The sequence below is a fragment of the Ahrensia marina genome (genome assembly GCF_001293565.1).
GTDB lineage: Bacteria > Pseudomonadota > Alphaproteobacteria > Rhizobiales > Rhizobiaceae > Ahrensia > Ahrensia marina.
Window position 1 is genome coordinate 43,023 of record NZ_JXMU01000013.1, and the last position, 19,938, is coordinate 62,960.

A 19,938-nucleotide genomic window follows, 5' to 3' on the forward strand; every position below is an offset into this window, starting at 1 on the left:
TAAGTTCTATTTTACCGAGAGCTGGATTTCCCCAATCCCTTCGATGCCGCCGTGTAGAGTATCACCGCTTGCAACCGGTCCAACGCCGGAAGGCGTTCCCGTCATAATCAGATCGCCGGGGAAAAGCGCGAACAAGGTCGAAAGATAGGCTATGGCTTCAGGCACAGGCCAGATCATCTGGTCAAGAGTTCCCTCTTGCACACGGGTGTCATTCTTATCGAGCCAGATTTTTGCATTTGCCGTATCGTGCAAATCATCAATGCTGGTGAGGGCAGAGCAGGGGGCGGAATAGTCAAATGATTTCGCCACGGTCCAGGGCCGTCCCTGCTTTTTTGCTTCTGCTTGATGATCGCGTCTGGTGAAATCAATGCCCACCGCATAGCCAAAAACAGCGCGTTCGGCCTCGCTTATGCTCAAATCTTTTCCGCCTGACTTCAATGCAACAACAAGCTCAACTTCATGATGAACATCATTTGTAGCGGAAGGATATGGGAAAGTGAGGGGCCCGTTGCCAGTCACAAGGCACGATGGGTGTTTTTCAAAAAAGAACGGCGGTGCCTTGTCAGGGTCATGACCCATTTCGCGTGCATGGTCCGCATAATTGCGTCCGATACAAAAAATGCGTCTGGCGGGAAATGTTTTATCCGAACCGTTGATCGCAAGAGCAGGTTGGGATGAAGCGGGAATGATGTAATTCATATTCTTGTCCTATAGAAGGATTTGAGATGACACATATTGTTATCTATCGCAAACCCTTGCTAGCAACTTTGGCGGCGTGGCAAGTCAGCTTTTGAATGACACAGAACAGTTCTTACATTGCTTTGACAGGTGCATTGTACTTTGCGGTACGAATGCTATTTACCGGTGTATAAAGGAGTGACTCTTGACTACTACACTTATCGTTCTCGCGCATCCGGAAGTAACTTCTTTTAACGGTAGCTGGGCCAATGCTACGGCCAATGCCGTGCAGGAAAATGGCGGAAAGGTTCTGTGGTCGGATCTTTACCGGTTAAATTTTGATCCCGCCGAACGTGCGGATTTTTATGAAGATCACAACGGACCATTTGACCCGCTAAAAGCACAGGAAAGCGCAGCCGCTGAAAATGCTCTACCTGCGGCAATTGTTGATGAAATCGAAAAGATCAAACAGGCTGACCGGATCATCTTTCATTTTCCAATGTGGTGGTTCGGGCCGCCGGCTATATTGAAAGGCTGGTTCGACCGTGTCTTGGCCCACGGCGCGCTTCATAATGTTGATCAACGCTTTGATAAGGGCATGAACCAGGGCAAAAAGGCACTGTTTTGCGTCACAACAGGGTCAAGTGATTTTGAAAGTTCGCCAAACGGCAAGGAAGCAGATGCAAATATGCTATTGTGGCCCTCTGCTTACACTTTACGTTATTGCGGCTTCGATGTTCTAAAGCCGGTTTTTGCGCACCGCGTACATGGTTATCATCGCGGCGACCGCCTTACGGAACTTCAGGCGAAATTGACCGGGGTGCTTGACAATCAAGCTAAGTTAATAGCCGGGTTTGATGAATTGCCACTCATCAGATTTAATGCCGATGACGACTTTGATGAAAATGGCCAATTAAAGCCCGATGCCGAAAGTGTGACGCCGTTTATACGCCACCAACCGGTTTGATGTGATCACAAAACCTGCATCACCTGTTTACTTTTCAGTGCCGCCAATCGTCATTTGGTCCATGCGTAAATGAGGCTGGCCAATACCAACCGGCACGCCTTGTCCCGCTTTGCCGCACGTACCAACACCGTTATCGAGCGCCAGATCATTGCCGATCATGGATACGCGATGCATGGCGTCAGGGCCATTGCCGATCATCATTGCGCCTTTGACAGGGTGGGTGATTTTACCGTTTTCGATCATATAGGCTTCTGTCGCGCCGAAAACGAATTTACCCGATGTGATATCCACCTGTCCGCCACCGAAGGACACAGCGTATAGGCCGCGTTTAACCGATGAAATGATCTCTTCCGAGGTTTTGTCACCGGCAAGCATATAGGTATTGGTCATACGCGGCATGGGAACATGCGCATAGGATTGGCGGCGGCCGTTACCCGTTGGTTTCATGCCCATCAGCCGTGCATTTTGCCGGTCTTGCATATAACCCACAAGTTTACCGTCTTCGATCAGGACATTGTAACCGGAGGGTGTTCCCTCATCATCAATCGACAATGAGCCGCGGCGGTTATCAATCGTGCCGTCATCAACAACTGTCACGCCTTTGGCTGCCACCTGTTGCCCCATCAATCCGGCAAAAGCCGATGTGCCTTTGCGGTTAAAATCGCCTTCCAGCCCGTGACCTACCGCTTCATGAAGCATGACGCCCGGCCAGCCATTGGCAAGGACAACATCCATCGTGCCGGCTGGAGCAGGGCGCGCTTCAAGATTGACCAGCGCCTGGCGCAGTGCATTGTCGGCAGCCTGCTGCCATGTGTCTGTCGCGATAAAATCGCCGAATAACTGGCGTCCGCCCATGCCGTGTGAACCGGTCTCTTGGCGGTCGCCTTCGCCCGCAATAACAGATACGTTGACGCGCACCATCGGCCGGATGTCTTTTGCCAAATGTCCGTCGGCGCGCAGGATTTCGACAACCTGCCAGGAGGCGGCGAGCGATGCTGAAACCTGCCGTACCCGTTCATCTTTGCCGCGAAGATAGGCGTCGATATCCTGTAGCAGTTTTACCTTGGTCTCGAATGAAGGCTCACCAATCGGGTTCCCGTCCACATAAAGCTTCTTGTTGGTGCGTTGCGGGGCATCGGAATAGGTGCCTGAGTGGTTGGCGGTTACTGCGCCGACAGCATCGGTTGCGCGCAAAAGTGCGCTTTCAGAAAAATTGTCACTTTCAGCATAGCCCACGGCTTCGCCGGCAACGCTGCGTAGGCCAAAACCGGAGGATGTGTTAAAAGAGCCGGTTTTTAAACGGCCATTGTCAAAACCGAGCACTTCGCCCTCTGAGTACTCCATGAAGAGTTCGCCGTCATCGGCCTTTGCAAGAGCATTGGAGACCAATGCTTTTACGCGTTCTTCTGAAATATCGAATTGGTCGAGCAAGTTTGGTACGGCTGACATGAAGCACTCCGGCTGATTGTATATTATCAACCTACATAGGCCGGATTAAGCTCAATTTCGAGGCTTCATGACGCCGTAGACAGCAATTTTGTTACTGTTTCGATTAACTATGCAAAACGAACTTACTTGTTCAGGCGCCTATCATCAGGCAATTACAAAATAAATTGAGGGGCAGGGCTAGGGCTGCCGAATTAGAGTCGGGTCTATGGTTATCAATGAGCGCTTACATTATCTTGACTGGCTGCGGGTGATCGCATTTGCCGTTCTGATCATTTATCATTCAGCAGTTGGCTTTTTCCCAAACGATTTTTGGTTGATTACCAGCCCGCATACGAGCTCTACGCTGGAGCTTGTTATGGAGCATCCGCGTGTGTGGCGGCTTTCGCTTTTGTTCTTTATTTCGGGAGCGGGCACATATTTCGCCTTCCGCAAACAATCTGATGTGCAATTTCTTACAGCGCGAACCGTAAGACTTGTCGTCCCATTATTGTTTGCAATGGCGCTTATTTGTGCACCGCAAGTTTGGTACGAGCGAATGCTTGTTGATGGTTATCAAGGCAATTTCTGGCAGTTTTGGACAGAGCGCTATTTCCTTGAAGGTAAATATCCGACCGGAAACTTCACATGGGCGCATATGTGGTTCGTCGGATATTTGTTTACGATGACAGTGCTGTTTTTACCCGTCATGAAGCTGCTTGGTACGGGGTTTGGCGATAAGTTAAACGCTCTTTTCGAAAGTATTATTCAAACACGCGGCTTATATCTTCTGTTTGTTTTGCCGCTGGCTATGAATTTAGCATTGTCGCCATGGTTTCCACGCGCGACAAATACGCTTTACAATGATTTTGCGTGGTTGGCTGTTTATTTGTCGTGGTTTGGTTTTGGCTATCTTTTTGCGCGCAACCATAAAGTGGCAATGAGATCGCTTGTTCATCACGCTGCCGAAATTTTTACATTAACGATAATAGTGTCCGTATTGATGTACGTTCTGTTCTGGAGCGACGTATTTAATTTGAATTTGGGCAATATCTCAAACCAAACAGCTCTTTATAAGACATTCTCGATCTGTTTATCGCTGCTTATGATTTACTCATTTTTGATCGTATCGTGGCGTTTCCTGAATTTCAGTAACGGCTTTATCCGCTATTTCAATAAAGCGATTTTCCCGCTTTATATTGTTCATCAGACAATTATTGTGGGTCTGCTTTATTTTACAATCAAAAGCGGGCTCGGATTTTCAGCAAGCTTAGGTGTCGTAACGGTTGGCACAGCACTGCTTTCACTTCTGTCGTACCATTTCATCATACGTCATTTAGGTTGGGGCAGGCTTCTGTTCGGATTGGATGCGGAAGGGCGCGGTACACAATTTTCCAACCGTTTTGTTGCCCGCGTGGAAAGCCTTTTGCCGCAGCGTTGGCGAACAACATAAAACCACATGCAAGCCGGTTAAAGCCTGACATCAGTCAATATTATAAACCGCGGTTTGCTTATGGCAGCGCCTTAAAGCCGTCGGTAAAGCCTGACAGGTCGACAGGAATGCCGATACCTTCTTCCGGCGTCTGAAATACAATAAATGTTGCCGCTGTACCGCTCTGGAAGTTGCTGAGCAGGGAATCTTCCAAGATGACCTCAGCATAGCAGCCATCGGCAAAACAGCGCACGAAATAAGCGCGGCCAATGTCCTTGCCGTCAATATTGAGGCCGAGGCCGTTTGGTAACAATACGCCTAACGGTGCCAGCACACGTAAAATACGTGCTTTCTTGTCAGCCGTTTTCACCACAATAACCGACAGGCCGAGTTCAGGACGGTCTTCCGCAATAACGTTTTGCATCAAAACACATTGCTCGCTTGAGGCGCCGGCGGGTGTATCGCAGATGATTGACCACGCGCCATGTGTCGAGCGGACGATGCCCTGTTGCGCGCTGGCGATTTGCGGGGCCAGTGCAACCGTTAGAAAAGTTGCGCCTGCTGCAAATGATGTAAAAAGAGATTTGAAACTGGTAAGCGATTTTATCATTAAGCGAATAACCATATTGTGGGTTGGTACTGACCAAAAGGCAATTGCCGCGAATCGCCACAGTTATTTTTACGACGAGAAAAGACTAAAAGAAACCGCAAGTTGATAACGCTTTTCCTTTGCCGCTCTGTCATGGGGCGTTATGCGTTGGCGAGCACGGCAAAAAGATGGCACAAAGCCATGAAAAGTGATTAAGGCAGCATTTACAAAGGCCGATTAGTCGTCACTCTGTGGGAAAACTGGTGCGTAGCGATCAAATGACGCACAATTTGGCCACACATATGGTTGCGATTGGATTGGTTTAGAGTGTAAAGACCTACCATAAATCGAGTAAACGTGGCCGGAATCCGATTCCGTCCAATTCGGGAGAATAAAGCGTGTTCAATTCTACGACTCGCCGTGCCGCACTGGCACTCACATCTTTGGCAGGTGTTTTCGCACCTGTTGCGGCGCTGGCAGATCAGCCGCAGCCTTGGCAATATCGTTTTCAAGAGCCTGCTACCGACATTATGCGGGAAATCATCTGGTTCGAAGAATACACATTGTGGTTCATCATACCGATTACCTTGTTGGTATTGGCACTTCTTGTTTACGTAATCGTGAAGTTTAGCGCCAAAGCGAACCCTGTGCCTTCACGCACCAGCCACCACACAATGATTGAAGTGGTATGGACTGTTGCACCCGTTATCATTCTCCTGTTCTTGGCTGTTCCGTCTTTTCAGCTTCTTGAGCGCCAATTTACACCTCCAAGCGAAGCTGAACTGACAATTAAAGCGACCGGTTACCAGTGGTACTGGGGATATGAATATCAGGTCGGCGAAACAGAAGAAGACGCGATTTCGTTTGATGCGATTTTGTTGCCTGAAGAAGGCCGTCCTGCCGAGAAGGAAGACCGTTCTGTATATCCGCGTCTCTTGGCTGTAGATAATGAAGTTGTTGTACCGGTAAACACAACAGTGCGTATTCTTGTGACTGCAGGTGATGTGTTGCACAACTGGGCAATGCCTGCATTCGGTATTAAGATGGACGCTGTTCCGGGCCGTTTGAACGAAACTTGGTTCAATGTTGATAAAGAAGGCCTTTATTACGGTCAGTGTTCAGAACTGTGCGGCAAGGACCATGCCTATATGCCGATCGCTGTTCGCGTTGTTTCGAAAGCCGACTACGAAGCGTGGGCCGGTACCGCACAAGCAAGCGTCGAAGAGGCCAATAAAAATCTCATGGCTTCAATCGATGCGAAAAACAAACTCGCAAGCGCCGAATAGAAATTAGTTTAAAGACCTTTTAGGAGCACAATTACATGGCTGACGCAGTAGCACATGGTGCACATGACGATCACATACCACAGGGCTTTATTCGCCGCTGGTTATTTTCAACGAACCATAAAGATATTGGTACACTCTATCTGATCTTTGCGATCTTCGCTGGCGTATTTGGCGGTTTTCTGTCCGTTATGATGCGCTGGGAACTCGCTGAGCCGGGTATCCAGATCTTTCACGGTCTCGCATCCATGGTTTACGGTGTAGAGGGTGACGCTGCCCTTGATGCCGGTAAGCACATGTATAACGTGTTCACCACAGGGCACGGTCTGGTCATGATCTTCTTCATGGTTATGCCTGCACTGATCGGCGGTTTTGCCAACTGGATGGTGCCGATTATGATCGGCGCACCGGATATGGCATTCCCGCGCATGAACAACATTTCATTCTGGCTGTTGCCGCCGGCATTTATATTGCTTGCGATTTCAATGTTCATGCCATCTGCACCGGGCGCATTCGGCGTTGGTGGCGGTTGGACTATGTATCCGCCGCTTTCAACATCAGGTCAGCCAGGGCCGGCTGTGGACTTTGCAATTCTGTCTCTGCACATTGCGGGTGCATCCTCCATTCTTGGTGCGATCAACTTCATTACAACGATCTTCAACATGCGTGCGCCGGGCATGACCCTGCACAAAATGCCGCTGTTTGCATGGTCCGTTCTGATCACAGCATTCTTGCTGCTTCTTTCATTGCCGGTTCTTGCAGGCGCGATCACAATGCTTTTGACTGACCGTAACTTCGGTACGGCATTTTTTGCACCCGATGGTGGCGGCGACCCGATCCTGTTCCAGCACTTGTTCTGGTTCTTCGGTCACCCGGAAGTGTACATTCTGATTTTGCCTGCTTTCGGTATCGTCAGCCACATTGTTTCAACTTTCTCAAGAAAGCCGGTATTCGGTTATCTTGGCATGGCTTACGCTATGGTTGCGATCGGTGTTGTCGGCTTCATTGTGTGGGCGCACCACATGTACACTGTCGGTCTTTCACTTGACACACAGCGTTATTTTGTTTTCGCAACAATGGTGATTGCCGTGCCAACAGGCGTGAAAATCTTCTCTTGGATCGCCACAATGTGGGGCGGCTCAATTGAAATTCGCTCGCCAATGCTCTGGGCTATCGGCTTTATCTTCCTGTTCACTGTTGGTGGCGTGACAGGCGTACAATTGGCCAATGCGGGTCTCGACCGTTCGCTCCATGACACATATTACGTGGTGGCCCACTTCCACTATGTTCTGTCATTGGGTGCTGTGTTCGCGATCTTTGCCGCTTGGTACTACTGGTTCCCTAAAATGACCGGTTACATGTACTCATCCATGATCGCCCGTATTCACTTCTGGGTTACATTCATCGGCGTGAACCTATTGTTCTTCCCGCAGCACTTCCTTGGTCTTGCAGGTATGCCGCGCCGTTACATTGATTACCCTGATGCCTATGCAGGCTGGAACCTTGTTTCTTCATACGGTTCCTACATGTCCGCTTTGGGTGTTCTGGTCTTCCTATGGGGTGTGTTCGAAGCATTTGCCCGCAAGCGTGAAGCAGGCGCTAATCCTTGGGGTGAGGGTGCGACAACACTTGAATGGCAGTTGCCTTCACCGCCTCCGTTCCACCAGTGGGAACAATTGCCGCGCATTAAGTAAAAACGCAGGCAAGTTGAAAACTTCCACTGCCCGGATCATGTGAATGGTTCGGGCAGTAGCAAAAGAAACAAGATAATCTTGAAAGAACGAAGCCACATGGCAATGGTTGAAGATATAGTTTCGGGTGATGCGCGTGTGTCTGAAGCGACACCGGCGGATTATTTTGAGCTGTTAAAACCAAAAGTTATGCGCCTTGTTGTGTTTACAGCCCTTGTCGGCATGTTGGCAGCGCCGGGCGCAATCAATCCGTTTCTGGCTGTTTTCTCAATTCTGGCCATCGCCGTCGGTGCCGGTGCATCCGGCGCATTGAATATGTGGTATGATTCCGACATTGATGGCGTGATGACACGCACGATCAAGCGTCCGGTTCCATCAGGCCGTGTAACGCCGTCCGAAGCGCTGATCTTCGGCGTCATTCTATCAGCTCTATCGGTACTCACACTTGGCCTTGTCGCCAACTGGGTTGCCGCCGGACTTCTGGCTTTCACAATCTTCTTTTACGCAGTGATTTACACTGTCTGGCTCAAGCGCTCGACTCCGCAGAACATCGTCATTGGTGGTGCCGCCGGTGCTTTCCCGCCGATGATCGGCTGGGCATGTGTGACAGGTACATTGACAATCGAAAGCGCGGTTCTTTTCGCAATTATTTTTCTTTGGACCCCGCCGCATTTCTGGGCGTTGGCGCTTTGGAAAATGCGTGATTATGACAATGCGGGCGTACCAATGCTGCCCAATGTTGTTGGCGAAAAGAAAACACGCGACCAAATGCTTATATATGCGGCAATCCTTTTGCCGGTGACTGTCGCACCTGCATTTCTAGGTTTCGGCGGTGTGGCTTATGCCATCGTTTCAACCATTCTTGCCGGAACATTTCTGGCGCTAACATACAAAGTATGGGCAATTGCTGGTGCTGATCCGAATTTGAAAGCGGAAAAATATCTGTTCGGCTTTTCGATATTCTTTTTGTTTGCGGTATTTGCCACATTGCTGATCGAGGCGGTTGTGTTTCGCAGCTTTGGACTTTCCCTGACACTCGGAGACATTTTCTAATGGCCGAAGTTCGTCACAAAAAAGGTGAAAAGATCGAACGCGTGAATTTGAGCGAAAAGCAGCTCAAATCCCGCAAAGCCCGCAATATTGCCATAGCACTATGTCTGGCAGCATTTGTCGGTGTTTTCTATGTTGCCACGGTTGTGAAGTTTGGTCCGGCAATCATGCAGAATAGGGGCTTTAATCAATAATGAATGATTCAGTCCAAAAGACCGATACAGATAAGAGCAGCAAGCATAAAAATGCGCGCCTTGCTTTTTCTTGTCTGGCTTTTTTCACAGGTATGCTTTGTCTGGCTTATGCGTCTGTGCCGCTTTACAATTTGTTCTGTAAGGTAACCGGCTATGGCGGCACAACACAGCGTTCAGAAATAGCGTCTCAGACAATTCTTGATAAGACGATCAATGTCCGTTTTGATTCCAACATTGGAGACAGCGCCCTTGGATGGAAGTTCAAGCCATTGCAGCGCGAAGTCACAATCAAGATAGGCGAACAGAAGCAGATTGCTTACAGCGCTGAAAACACATTGTCTGTGCCGACGACAGGTACAGCCACCTTTAATGTGACACCGCAAGCGGCAGGCGCCTATTTCAATAAAATGGAATGTTTTTGTTTTACTGAAACAACGTTGCAGCCGGGCGAAAGCATGGAAATGCCTGTCGTCTTTTTCATTGATCCGGAAATTGTCAACGCAGTTGAAACAAAGAATATTGGCACGATCACATTGTCATATACTTTTTATGAAGTTGACGAACCTGCGCAAATAAGCGCGGTATCTGCCGGCAAAAATCAATCTGTTGAAACACTTGCACCAACAGAAAAACCGAGTACAAAAACACCAAAGCTTGGCGATGAAGAATCTGACATCGCTGGAAACCGGGGGTAGTCTTTATGGCTGACGCACACGCAAAAAATCACGATTATCATATCATCGACCCAAGCCCTTGGCCGTTTCTTGGCTCATTTGGCGCATTGGTAATGATGATTGGCGCAGTTGGCTGGATGCAGGCTGCACAGGGCAATGACTTCTCTTTGCTCGGCTTGCCGCTCGCAAACCCATGGCTCTTCTTCATCGGGTTGGCCATTGTTCTTTACACAATGTTTGGCTGGTGGTCCGACACTGTAAAAGAAGCGCATGAAGGTCATCACACGCGGGTTGTATCGATACACCTTCGCTACGGCATGATCATGTTTATTGCTTCGGAAGTCATGTTCTTCGTGGCATGGTTCTGGGCTGTGTTCGATGCCAGCATTTTCTACGACGAGGCTATTCAGGTCGGTCGCATGAGCTACACCGGTGGTCAGTGGCCGCCTGCAGGTATGGAAGTTCTCGATCCTTTGCACTTGCCTTTGTACAATACGCTGCTTTTGCTGTTGTCAGGCACGACAATCACTTGGGCACACCATGCGTTGCTGCACAATGACCGTTCTGGTCTGAAATGGGGCTTGGCGCTTACAATCGGCCTCGGCCTCGTGTTTACAGGTGTTCAGGCTTATGAATATGGCCATGCGCCATACGCATTCTCCGATTCGCTTTACGGCGCGACATTCTTCATGGCTACTGGCTTCCACGGTTTCCACGTTATCGTTGGTACAATCTTCCTGATTGTATGTTTGCTGCGTGCTATGGCTGGTCACTTCACGCCTAAACAGCATTTCGGCTTCGAAGCGGCTGCCTGGTATTGGCACTTTGTTGACGTGGTATGGCTCTTCCTGTTCTTCGTGATCTATATCTGGGGTTCATGGGGCGCGCCGATTTACCACGGCTAAACATGATCTGAATTTTGTTAAACGGGCGGGCATGGCAACATGGTCGCCCGTTTGCATTTGGGATTGGATAAATGACTGCACAGGCCACGACAGAGAAAAAATCAAAAACATGGCTATGGCTGGCGCTGATATCAGGCGCAATCGTTCTGGCCATATTGCTTAGTCTTGGCACTTGGCAGGTCAAACGGCTCGCTTGGAAGGAAAATCTTCTGGCAACAATTGAAGAGCGCACAGAGGCAAAGCCTGTCGAGTTATCTGAGCTTCTCAAACGCTATGAAGCCGGTGAAGATATCGAATATCTTCCGGTAGAAACCGAAGGTTATTTCGATCACGATAACGAACAGCATTTCTTCGCGACCTTCGATGGTATGTCCGGCTATTATGTTTATAGCCCGCTCATGATCGACAAGGACCGTTATATCTTCGTCAATCGGGGTTTTGTGCCTTTTGAATTAAAAGAGCCTAACGCACGTCCGGAAACACTTGTTTCATTTTCTCAGGATGTTGTCGGTTTGGCCCGCAAAGCGCCGAAGGATAAAGCAGGTTGGGTCGTGCCTGAAAATGATCTTGAGAAGAATATTTTCCATTGGAAAGATCTGGATGCCATGATCGGTCGGACAGGCAAGCCGGCAGAGCAGTTTCTTCCGTTCTTCATCGATCAAAACCGGAATGCCAATCGCGCACAATTGCCCTATGGCGGTGTGACCATAATCAACTTGCCCAACAATCACCTTCAATATGCGATTACATGGTACGGATTGGCGCTCACGCTTGTGGGTGTTTTGGGTTACTATTTGATAAGATACCGTAGAGGTTCTTAGCTCTTTACAACATTACTTTGCCAAGGCAGTAAACACCAATGGCTTTACCTTCCAAACCACCTTTAACGATACGTCTTTGTGCACCGCGTGGCTTTTGCGCAGGCGTTGACCGCGCAATTCAGATCGTTGTTCTGGCACTTAAGAAATACGGTGCGCCGGTCTATGTGCGCCATGAAATCGTGCATAACAAATTTGTCGTTGATGGCCTGCGGGACCGCGGTGCGATTTTTGTAAAAGAGTTGAGCGATATTCCGGAGGAACACAAGGATCGTCCTGTTGTATTCTCCGCCCATGGCGTTCCTCAATCTGTCCCTGCCGATGCGGCAGCACGAAATTTCTTCTATTTGGACGCAACATGTCCGCTTGTTTCAAAAGTGCATAAGCAGGCAATGCGTCACCAGCGCCTTGGACGCCACGTTCTGCTTATCGGCCATGCAGGCCACCCTGAAGTCATCGGAACGATGGGCCAGCTTGAGCCGGGAGATGTCACGCTTGTCGAGACGCCTGAACAGGTGGCAGGCTTGAAAGTGCCGGACCCGGATAATGTCGGCTATGTGACGCAAACCACCTTGTCGGTTGATGATACAGCCGATGTGATTGCGGCATTGGAAGCACGTTTTGAAAACCTGACGCCGCCGTCGTCTGAAAGCATTTGCTATGCGACGACAAACCGGCAGGAAGCCGTAAAGCAGGCTGCCGTAGGAACAGATATGTTCATCATTGTCGGCGCGCCTAATTCTTCGAATTCCATGCGTCTGGTCGAGGTCGCAAAACGTCACGGTGCAAAGGGCTCAATGCTGGTTCAGCGCGCGTCAGAGCTTGATTTTGACCGCTTGAAAGACGTTCGCACCCTTGGCATGTCTGCAGGCGCTTCAGCACCTGAGATTGTCGTCGATGAAATCATCGATGCTTTCCGCCAGCATTTTGACGTTACAATCGACATTGCTTTGACGGCTGAGGAAAATGAGAACTTTCCCGTCATGCGCGACCTTCGCGAAACTGAACTCTTGCCATCTGATATGGCATTTTTGAATGGACCGGGTGCATAATTGGCTGTCTATACCGATATCAGTGAAGCCGAACTAACAGCCTTTATAGCGCAATATGATGTGGGAGAATTGCTTTCCTATAAAGGGATTGCCGAGGGCGTCGAGAACACAAATTTTCTGGTTCATTGCGAGAAGGCGAATTTCATTCTGACGCTTTACGAAAAGCGCGTAAATCCGGATGATTTACCGTTCTTTTTGAACTTGATGGAGCACTTGGCACAAAGCGGCATTAATTGCCCTTTACCCGTTGCACGCAAGGACGGCGAAGTGCTTGGTCAATTGGCAGGCCGCCCTGCAGCGATGATCACCTTTCTAGAGGGTGTTTGGATGCGTGAACCGACAGTTGAGCATTGCAGCGCAGTCGGCACCACGCTTGCCAAGATGCATGAAGCTGGCCAAAGCTTTAAGATGGAGCGCAAAAACTCATTGTCCTTGCATGACTGGCGTCCGCTCTGGAATAAATGCATGGAAGCCGATCCTGAAATGGAAGCTTCTTTGCGCACTGAAGTTGAAGCAACGCTCGATAAACTGGAGGCCAATTGGCCGTCCGATCTGGAGCGCGGGGTCATTCATGCTGACATGTTCCCGGATAATGTGTTCTTTCTAGGTGGCAAGCTTTCCGGCATAATTGATTTCTATTTCGCCTGCACTGATGCTTTAGCCTATGACATTGCGGTATGCATCAATGCGTGGTGTTTCGAGCCGGATCATAGTTTCAATGTCGAAAAAGGCGCGGCATTGCTGGAAGCCTATAATGCTGCGCGGCCATTATCTGAAGAAGAACGCCAAGCGATGCCAACGCTATGTGAAGGGGCAGCTTTGCGCTTCATGCTGACGCGTTTTTATGACTGGGTCACGACACCTGAAGGCTCACTGGTCGTGAAGAAAGATCCTAATGAATACATCCGGAAAATGCGGTTTCACGCAAAAATAGACGATATCTCCGGTTACGGGTTGTCCCGCTAATGGCACAGGTTACAATTTTTACGGACGGTGCCTGTTCAGGTAATCCCGGGCCAGGCGGCTGGGGAGCAATTCTGAAAGCCGGTAATAACGAAAAAGAGCTCAATGGCGGCGAAGCCGAAACAACGAATAACCGTATGGAGCTCATGGCCGCAATCATGGCTCTGAACGCTCTTAAAGGCGGACCGCATGAGGTCGCGCTTTACACTGACTCCTCCTATGTAAAAGACGGTATTTCCAGTTGGATACATGGCTGGAAGAAGAATGGCTGGAAGACCGCCGCGAAAAAACCCGTCAAGAATGCTGAACTATGGCAAGCGCTTGATGCTGCAACAAAGACGCATAAAGTGACGTGGCATTGGGTGAAAGGCCACGCCGGACATCCTGAAAATGAGCGTGCCGATGAGTTGGCGCGTGCCGGCATGGAGCCTTACAAGAAAAAATAATGCCGGCCATTATGAACTAATGACCGGCAAACGAAACTTGAAAAAGGCTGTACTTATAAGGTCTCTAACATTTTAGCTGCGCCGGAGACTGTTGCTTCGCCCGGTGCTTCTTCAATGTTAAGTGCTGTGACCACACCATTATCGACAATCATCGAAAAACGCTTTGAGCGCTGGCCAAGTCCGGCCGCAGAAAGATCTGTGTCCATGCCAATTGCCTTGGTAAAGCCTGCATCCCAATCGGATAGAAACGTAACTTTTCCTTTTGCATTTGCCTGATCGGCCCAAGCTTTGGTGACAAACGGATCATTGACAGCAATCACTGCAATCTCATCCACACCCTTTGCCTTGATGGCTTCGGCATTTTCCACATAACCGGGCAGGTGATTGAGCGTGCATGTTGGCGTAAATGCACCCGGAACGGCGAACAGAACAACTTTTTTACCATCAAAAATTTCTGACGATGCTTGTTTTGCCGGACCATCATCGGTCATGACCATCAAATCCATTGAGGGTAGTTTATCGCCTGTCGAAATCATGAAGTTCTCCAATTGGTGTATGTCATTCTTTTCGTAAGATAGGTATATCCAGGAAAATAAGAAGTGTGGCTATCACAAAGATTTATTTTTGTGAGGCGTTGTAAGCATTAAACTCAAAATCACCTTGAGGTGTTCTACCGGTAACAATGAGTTTGACCTCCTGGCCGCTTTCCACCGCATGTAATGGCTCAATACGGTACGTGCTTTTTCCGCCGTCAATACTAATAAGCTGAGGCTTTTTAAATTGAACATTATTGTCGCTTGAAACGAACAATTGCTGTGGGGCCAACTTCCCTTCCACCGCTAGTTCATATGCACCTTGGTCTTCAAGCTTTTCAGTTGTGATTTTGATGCCAATTTCTTTGGGTGACTTGGGCAAAGCGGCAAATGCGTTTGCGACAATCGCACTGGCCCTTGTTGAACCGGTCGCTTCTTCAATCTGTATAGTAAAATCCTGAAATGCCGGAATGCAGATTTCCGCACAAATACCCACCATCAAACGGGCATTTATTTCAGTATCGTGGGCAGGGCTGGACAGCTCCATTGTAAATGGAATTTGAACCGGTTCTATATAACCTGCATAGTCGCCATATTTGCTCTCCACCCATGTCGGCACAGGAAAATGGATATCAACACCGTTTACCAGCGTCGTATTAGAAATTTCAATGCTGGGCGTAATCCCGCCGGAGCCCGGATCGCGCCAATATGTCTTCCAGCCATCGGTTAGCTGGATATCTATGACACCGCGAATTTCACTCGCGCCTTCCATATAGGGCTCTGTAACGAGGCGAATATTGCCGCCATCTGTTTCAAGCCATTCGCTTTCGCCGGCAAGAGAAAAACTGCCGCTTAACATAAGCAATGCGGCGGAAAACGCCGTTGATTTCATAAAATATCTCATGCGTTCTTATTTGTCTGTGGCGGATAAATCGCAAATCAACATCTTGAAAAATAGATCATTTATTTGTGAATAGGGCTTTTGTGTAACTGCTAAGCGCCAATGCAGTGAAAGTCCAGCACCAGTTTTAGGCTATCAATTTCGTCCAAGAATGCTACGCTTTTCACATGAGCATATATGGTGTCGATACATTGGTGAATGATAAAGACGTTGAATCCGGCCAGTTTGAAGGCAAGTTTCTGCTCGCCATGCCGACGCTTGAGACATCACTTTTCGACCGCTCAATCATATATATTTGTGCTCACTCACATGATGGCGCGATGGGTTTTCAGGTCAATAAATCCTCCGACATGACGATCAAAGAACTGATTGGAAAGACGGACATCGCGCAAGATACGAGATTTGTGGCTAAAAATTCAGCCGCGGTTTCGAATTTCGTGCGCAATGGCGGGCCGGTGGATGAACATCGCGGTTTTGTACTGCATTCGGGTGATTATCACAGCGACACGACAATCCCCATCAGTGAGAATGTTTATCTGACATCCAATATCGAAATCTTGCGTTCTATTATGAACGGAACGGGACCATCGCGCGTAGTCGTCTCACTCGGATATGCAGGGTGGGGCCCAGGGCAGCTGGAGCAGGAAGTGGCCGATAATGCGTGGCTAACACTTGATGCTGATCCGGAGGTTATTTTCGACCAGCGCCATGAGGGAAAGTACGAGCGCATGCTCGTTGCCATGGGCATTACGCCCGCTCATTTTATTGCAGAGGCCGGCAGCGCCTGAACCATTAAATTTACTCGGCAGCTACGTCGGTTGCAATCAGAGGATTTTGCCGGATGACAATCTCGGCTGCGTCAACCGCAGTCATGGCACTGCCGGCAACATAGCCTTGGATATAATCAACGCCTAAGCTGCGAAGCAGGGTGACTTCGGCATCATCTTCCACGCCTTCACACACCACGTCCAAGTTAAGCGAGTGGGCCATTTCCACAATTGAACGCAGCATAACATCGCGGTTGTTCGGTTGGCTCCGCATGAATGACTGGTCAATCTTCAACGTATCAAATGGAAAACGCGTCAGATATGACAGTGATGAATACCCCGTGCCAAAATCATCAATTGCGAGTTTTATGCCCGACTTTTTGATGCTTTCCAGAACACGGCAATTCTGCTCAGGGTTTTGCATCAAGGTGGTTTCTGTGATTTCGAGCCTCAATGTATGATTGCGAACAGGGTAGCGCGCAAGAATACCGTTGATCATGCTGTTAAAATCACGTTGACCAATTTGCTGGGCGGAAACATTGACTGACAGGAAGATTGGCGTGTCCGCCATCGTCGCATCCCAGTCCATCAACTGCATGGCAGCAAGCTCAAGCGCATAGCGGCCCAAATCATTGATAAGCCCGTTTTTCTCGGCAAGAGGAACGAACTCGGACGGCGATATTTCGCCGCGTCTTGGATGGTTCCAACGCAATAGCGCTTCAAAACCTGCGACTTGGCCTGTGGTTGACTGCACAATCGGTTGATAGGCCAGCGTAAGTTCTGAGCGTTCGATCGCGCGTCTTAAATCGGCAACCAATTGTACCTCGTTACCGGCAGTATCACGAAATGCCGGACGGAACGGTTCTACGCGGTCACCGCCAAAGCGCTTGGCTTGATGCAATGCCAATTCTGCATCTTTGAACAGGTCTTCGTCCTGTGTGCGTGACGGCGCCCAAGCAGCCAGCCCGACAGACGGCGTGATAACAAATTCCCTTTCAGCAAAACTGATCGGCGCCTTGATGGTTTTTTTCAGTTGGTCGGCCAAGTTGGCGATTTCTGTCGGGTCTGTTTCTGACAGCAGCAGAATGCCAAACACATCGCCGCCAATACGGGCCAAAGTGTCGTGAGGACGCAGCAGGCGGCGTAACCTTCGCGCCACTGTTATAAGCAGCGTGTCACCGGCTGAAATGCCTACATTATCATTGATTTCCTTGAAGCGATCCAAATCAATAATGAATATTGTCGGGCGAATTTCAGGATCAATTTCAGACAGTGCCATCACACTGCGGATGCGGTCAAAAAAGAGTTCCCGGTTTGGCAAACCTGTCAGATTGTCATGCACAGCATCATGCAATAGGCGCTCTTCCGCACGTTTTTGGCCGCTGACATCACTGGCAGTGCCGATACAACGGATAACCTCACCATTGGCACCGGCAACAGGGCGCGCTTTCACCTTGTACCAAGTGAACTGGTTCTCTTGCGTCATTAGGCGTAGATCGAGATTGATTTTCCCGCGCCGCTGCTCAACCACCGCGTCAAGCGCCGTGCGGAAACTATCGCGGTCATCTGCATGAATATGCTTTAGCCAGTTTTTCGCCGGACCTTGCAGTGCGCCAACGCCAATACCCAGTTTACGCCCTAAATCCGGTGTCGTGGTGAGCCGGTCTCTTCCGACATCCCAGTCCCATACGATGCCGCCGGAACCTGTGACCGCAAGAGCCTGTAACTCAACATTGGAAAACAGGTTCTGTTGAAACGTACCGCCGGAAAATGCGTGCTGCATGACGGTAAATCCGATAAGCAGCACGATAAGAACCAGACCGCCTGCCAATGCCGGTTGAATAATATCATTATCAACTTGGCCGGTGACGGTCATCCATCCCCCGAAAATCCAGGCCATCAGCAAGGCCCATGCAGGAATAAGCATGATCGCACGGTCAAAGCCGCGCAGGCTCAGTAAAATGATCAGCGCAAAACCGAACGCTGCTGTTGCTGCCATTGCAAGCCGCGCAATACCGGCTGCAATTCTTGCGTCATAAAGGACAATGCTGGATAGCAAGACAATCGCGATGACCCACGCAATCGCGCCATATCGCAATGAATCATTCCACCTGTTGAGGCTTAAATGGGTAAACAAAAACAGTGCGAGTGTTGCGCTGATAGCGACTTCAGATAATGCGCGCCATGTGCGCAAATCATGGTTCGAAAGCGGAATAAGCTGTTCGATAAAACCAAAATCGATGGTGATGTAAACGAGAACCGACCAGGCAAGAGCTGCCGCTGCTGGAAAAGTCGATGTGCCGCGAACAACGAACAGGATAGTCAAAAACAGCGCCAGAAGCCCCGCAATCCCGAGCACGATACCGCGATAGAACGTGTAGGAGTTTTCGATTTCCTTATAGGCGCTTTCTTCCCACAAATAGACCTGCGGCAAATTGGGTGAAGCAAGCTCTGCGACGAGTGTAACAACCGATCCGGGGTTTAATGTGATCGAGAAGATATCCGCATCATTGCTTATTACCCGGTCAAGGGAAAAGCCCGAGCTGGGTGTCATGGCAACAATGCGGTCTGATCCCAGATCCGGCCAAAATAGACCTGACCCTGCCATTCTGAAATGCGGGGCGACAATCAGCCGGTCAATCTGTTGATCGGTTGTGTTGGCCAAAACCATAACAGCCCAGTCTCCGGCTGTTTCGCGGTTACTCGCTTGCACTTCAATCGTGCGCACAATGCCTTCGGAATCCGGAGCCGTGGAAACCTGAAACGTTTCGCCGCGGTCTCTGAAAATTGAAATCGCTTTCGTTAGGTCAAGCGCGGTGTCGTCGCGGTTGATGGAAATCGTCTCGGCGCTGAAGGCATTTAACGCGGATAACAGCAATGCGCCGCAAACAAGCAGAGCCTGCAAAACTATTTTTACAGAAGCGGGTTTGACCAATGCCATTCACGTATCCCCTGATTCAGATCGCAGATTGAAGTCCGCGCCATGCAATGGGTGAATACGTGAATACAAAATATGGTCCTGCCAACTGCCGTTAATTTTCAAATATGATCTTAAGTGTCCTTCACGCTCGAATCCGGCTTTTTCAAGGAGGCCAATTGAACGTATATTTGAGGGAACACAGGCCGCCTCCAAACGGTGAAGATTTAAACTGGAGAATGCAAAATTGCATAAAAGCTCCAGCCCTTCACTCATATGTCCTTGGCCTGCAAAATCCTTTCCAATCCAATAGCCTATCTGGCCTGATTGGGAAACACCGCGACGGACATGTCCAAGACTTATCCCGCCCAAAAGTACTTTGTCCGAGCGGCGTTCAATGAAAAAGGGATAGCCGGTTTGCGCCTTGGTTTCTCTTACGTAGCGCTTGAGCCTTTTGCGGTAAGAATCGCGCGATAAATCATCGCTCGGCCAGCGAGGCTCCCACGGCTGCAAGAAATCGGCACTTGCAGCGCGAAGACGTGACCAGGCCGGATAGTCAGACGCGGTAGGATAGCGCAGTTGTACGGTTTTTCCTTTGGTGACCGGGTCAGTATCTGCGCCTGATATGATAGATAAAATCACACGCACACCAT

Annotated in this window: 20 protein-coding genes; 13 read left to right on the top strand and 7 right to left on the bottom strand. The window is 49.4% G+C overall.

What is annotated here, in order from left to right:
* Positions 1–6: 6 nt before the first annotated feature.
* Positions 7–699, bottom strand: a complete 693-nt coding sequence (locus tag SU32_RS09620) for a fumarylacetoacetate hydrolase family protein (protein WP_053999146.1) — start codon at positions 697–699, stop codon at positions 7–9.
* A gap of 184 nt (positions 700–883) precedes the next feature.
* Between SU32_RS09620 and SU32_RS09625 the strand changes: the two genes are divergently transcribed.
* The gene (locus SU32_RS09625) at positions 884–1,645 is read left to right on the top strand and encodes an NAD(P)H-dependent oxidoreductase (protein ID WP_053999147.1); all 762 of its coding nucleotides are present in this window, start codon (positions 884–886) and stop codon (positions 1,643–1,645) included.
* A gap of 27 nt (positions 1,646–1,672) precedes the next feature.
* Here SU32_RS09625 and tldD read toward each other — a convergent pair whose 3' ends face one another.
* Positions 1,673–3,094 carry a metalloprotease TldD gene (gene tldD / locus SU32_RS09630; protein WP_053999148.1) on the bottom strand — a complete coding sequence of 474 codons (1,422 nt, stop codon included), beginning with the start codon at positions 3,092–3,094 and terminating at the stop codon, positions 1,673–1,675.
* A 205-nt stretch (positions 3,095–3,299) separates the two neighbouring features.
* Here tldD and SU32_RS09635 point away from each other — a divergent pair, with 205 nt between their 5' ends.
* On the top strand, positions 3,300–4,523 hold the full coding sequence (locus tag SU32_RS09635; protein WP_053999149.1) for an acyltransferase family protein: 1,224 nt from the start codon (positions 3,300–3,302) through the stop codon (positions 4,521–4,523).
* A 58-nt stretch (positions 4,524–4,581) separates the two neighbouring features.
* Here the strand turns inward: SU32_RS09635 and SU32_RS09640 are convergent, their stop codons facing one another.
* Entirely contained in the window at positions 4,582–5,112 is a 531-nt protein-coding gene (locus SU32_RS09640) for an invasion associated locus B family protein (protein ID WP_053999233.1), read from the bottom strand.
* A gap of 377 nt (positions 5,113–5,489) precedes the next feature.
* On the opposite strand from SU32_RS09640, the gene coxB reads away from it, so the two are divergent.
* From coxB to rnhA, 10 genes are all read left to right on the top strand, one after another.
* Positions 5,490–6,377 (top strand): cytochrome c oxidase subunit II, encoded by an 888-nt coding sequence (coxB, locus tag SU32_RS09645; RefSeq protein WP_053999150.1) that lies wholly within the window; start codon positions 5,490–5,492, stop codon positions 6,375–6,377.
* Between the two features lie 35 nt (positions 6,378–6,412).
* Complete coding sequence (gene ctaD / locus SU32_RS09650; RefSeq protein ID WP_053999151.1) at positions 6,413–8,068, top strand: cytochrome c oxidase subunit I; 1,656 nt, start codon at positions 6,413–6,415, stop codon at positions 8,066–8,068.
* 96 nt (positions 8,069–8,164) lie between these two features.
* Complete coding sequence (locus SU32_RS09655) at positions 8,165–9,118, top strand: heme o synthase (protein ID WP_053999152.1); 954 nt, start codon at positions 8,165–8,167, stop codon at positions 9,116–9,118.
* On the top strand, positions 9,118–9,309 hold the full coding sequence (locus SU32_RS09660) for a PHD finger domain-containing protein (protein WP_053999153.1): 192 nt from the start codon (positions 9,118–9,120) through the stop codon (positions 9,307–9,309). The genes SU32_RS09655 and SU32_RS09660 overlap by 1 nt, the downstream gene beginning before the upstream one ends.
* Positions 9,309–10,004, top strand: coding sequence for a cytochrome c oxidase assembly protein (locus SU32_RS09665; protein WP_053999154.1), 696 nt, complete (start codon positions 9,309–9,311; stop codon positions 10,002–10,004). The genes SU32_RS09660 and SU32_RS09665 overlap by 1 nt, the downstream gene beginning before the upstream one ends.
* A 5-nt stretch (positions 10,005–10,009) precedes the next feature.
* Positions 10,010–10,888, top strand: coding sequence for a cytochrome c oxidase subunit 3 (locus tag SU32_RS09670; RefSeq protein ID WP_053999155.1), 879 nt, complete (start codon positions 10,010–10,012; stop codon positions 10,886–10,888).
* Positions 10,889–10,959: 71 nt separating this feature from the next.
* Positions 10,960–11,709 (top strand): SURF1 family protein, encoded by a 750-nt coding sequence (locus tag SU32_RS09675; RefSeq protein WP_053999156.1) that lies wholly within the window; start codon positions 10,960–10,962, stop codon positions 11,707–11,709.
* A 38-nt stretch (positions 11,710–11,747) separates the two neighbouring features.
* Positions 11,748–12,758, top strand: coding sequence for a 4-hydroxy-3-methylbut-2-enyl diphosphate reductase (gene ispH, locus SU32_RS09680; RefSeq protein ID WP_053999157.1), 1,011 nt, complete (start codon positions 11,748–11,750; stop codon positions 12,756–12,758).
* Positions 12,759–13,724 (top strand): homoserine kinase, encoded by a 966-nt coding sequence (locus tag SU32_RS09685; protein WP_053999158.1) that lies wholly within the window; start codon positions 12,759–12,761, stop codon positions 13,722–13,724. It abuts the gene before it with no gap.
* The gene (rnhA, locus tag SU32_RS09690; protein WP_053999159.1) at positions 13,724–14,167 is read left to right on the top strand and encodes a ribonuclease HI; all 444 of its coding nucleotides are present in this window, start codon (positions 13,724–13,726) and stop codon (positions 14,165–14,167) included. The genes SU32_RS09685 and rnhA overlap by 1 nt, the downstream gene beginning before the upstream one ends.
* Before the next feature lie 53 nt (positions 14,168–14,220).
* On the opposite strand, the gene SU32_RS09695 is transcribed toward rnhA, so the two are convergent.
* Both SU32_RS09695 and SU32_RS09700 read right to left on the bottom strand, forming a co-directional pair.
* Complete coding sequence (locus SU32_RS09695) at positions 14,221–14,703, bottom strand: peroxiredoxin (RefSeq protein ID WP_053999160.1); 483 nt, start codon at positions 14,701–14,703, stop codon at positions 14,221–14,223.
* Positions 14,704–14,785: 82 nt separating this feature from the next.
* On the bottom strand, positions 14,786–15,592 hold the full coding sequence (locus SU32_RS09700) for a protein-disulfide reductase DsbD domain-containing protein (protein ID WP_053999161.1): 807 nt from the start codon (positions 15,590–15,592) through the stop codon (positions 14,786–14,788).
* 176 nt (positions 15,593–15,768) lie between these two features.
* Between SU32_RS09700 and SU32_RS09705 the strand changes: the two genes are divergently transcribed.
* The gene (locus SU32_RS09705) at positions 15,769–16,389 is read left to right on the top strand and encodes a YqgE/AlgH family protein (RefSeq protein ID WP_053999162.1); all 621 of its coding nucleotides are present in this window, start codon (positions 15,769–15,771) and stop codon (positions 16,387–16,389) included.
* A gap of 10 nt (positions 16,390–16,399) precedes the next feature.
* Here the strand turns inward: SU32_RS09705 and SU32_RS09710 are convergent, their stop codons facing one another.
* Together SU32_RS09710 and SU32_RS09715 are read right to left on the bottom strand one after the other, a co-directional pair.
* Positions 16,400–19,309: a putative bifunctional diguanylate cyclase/phosphodiesterase gene (locus SU32_RS09710; RefSeq protein ID WP_053999163.1), complete on the bottom strand. Its 2,910-nt coding sequence runs from the start codon at positions 19,307–19,309 to the stop codon at positions 16,400–16,402.
* Positions 19,310–19,924 carry a GNAT family N-acetyltransferase gene (locus SU32_RS09715; RefSeq protein ID WP_053999234.1) on the bottom strand — a complete coding sequence of 205 codons (615 nt, stop codon included), beginning with the start codon at positions 19,922–19,924 and terminating at the stop codon, positions 19,310–19,312. It lies immediately after the preceding gene.
* Positions 19,925–19,938: the final 14 nt, after the last annotated feature.

Excerpts from the sequence above, each read along its gene's own strand:
- SU32_RS09620 (WP_053999146.1), bottom strand. The coding sequence starts at position 699 with ATGAATTACATCATTCCCGCTTCATCCCAACCTGCTCTTGCGATCAAC.
- tldD (WP_053999148.1), bottom strand. The coding sequence starts at position 3,094 with ATGTCAGCCGTACCAAACTTGCTCGACCAATTCGATATTTCAGAAGAA.
- SU32_RS09635 (WP_053999149.1), top strand. The coding sequence starts at position 3,300 with ATGGTTATCAATGAGCGCTTACATTATCTTGACTGGCTGCGGGTGATC.
- SU32_RS09640 (WP_053999233.1), bottom strand. The coding sequence starts at position 5,112 with ATGATAAAATCGCTTACCAGTTTCAAATCTCTTTTTACATCATTTGCA.
- ctaD (WP_053999151.1), top strand. The coding sequence starts at position 6,413 with ATGGCTGACGCAGTAGCACATGGTGCACATGACGATCACATACCACAG.
- SU32_RS09655 (WP_053999152.1), top strand. The coding sequence starts at position 8,165 with ATGGCAATGGTTGAAGATATAGTTTCGGGTGATGCGCGTGTGTCTGAA.
- SU32_RS09660 (WP_053999153.1), top strand. The coding sequence starts at position 9,118 with ATGGCCGAAGTTCGTCACAAAAAAGGTGAAAAGATCGAACGCGTGAAT.
- SU32_RS09665 (WP_053999154.1), top strand. The coding sequence starts at position 9,309 with ATGAATGATTCAGTCCAAAAGACCGATACAGATAAGAGCAGCAAGCAT.
- SU32_RS09670 (WP_053999155.1), top strand. The coding sequence starts at position 10,010 with ATGGCTGACGCACACGCAAAAAATCACGATTATCATATCATCGACCCA.
- SU32_RS09675 (WP_053999156.1), top strand. The coding sequence starts at position 10,960 with ATGACTGCACAGGCCACGACAGAGAAAAAATCAAAAACATGGCTATGG.
- ispH (WP_053999157.1), top strand. The coding sequence starts at position 11,748 with ATGGCTTTACCTTCCAAACCACCTTTAACGATACGTCTTTGTGCACCG.
- rnhA (WP_053999159.1), top strand. The coding sequence starts at position 13,724 with ATGGCACAGGTTACAATTTTTACGGACGGTGCCTGTTCAGGTAATCCC.
- SU32_RS09695 (WP_053999160.1), bottom strand. The coding sequence starts at position 14,703 with ATGATTTCGACAGGCGATAAACTACCCTCAATGGATTTGATGGTCATG.
- SU32_RS09700 (WP_053999161.1), bottom strand. The coding sequence starts at position 15,592 with ATGAAATCAACGGCGTTTTCCGCCGCATTGCTTATGTTAAGCGGCAGT.
- SU32_RS09705 (WP_053999162.1), top strand. The coding sequence starts at position 15,769 with ATGAGCATATATGGTGTCGATACATTGGTGAATGATAAAGACGTTGAA.
- SU32_RS09710 (WP_053999163.1), bottom strand. The coding sequence starts at position 19,309 with ATGGCATTGGTCAAACCCGCTTCTGTAAAAATAGTTTTGCAGGCTCTG.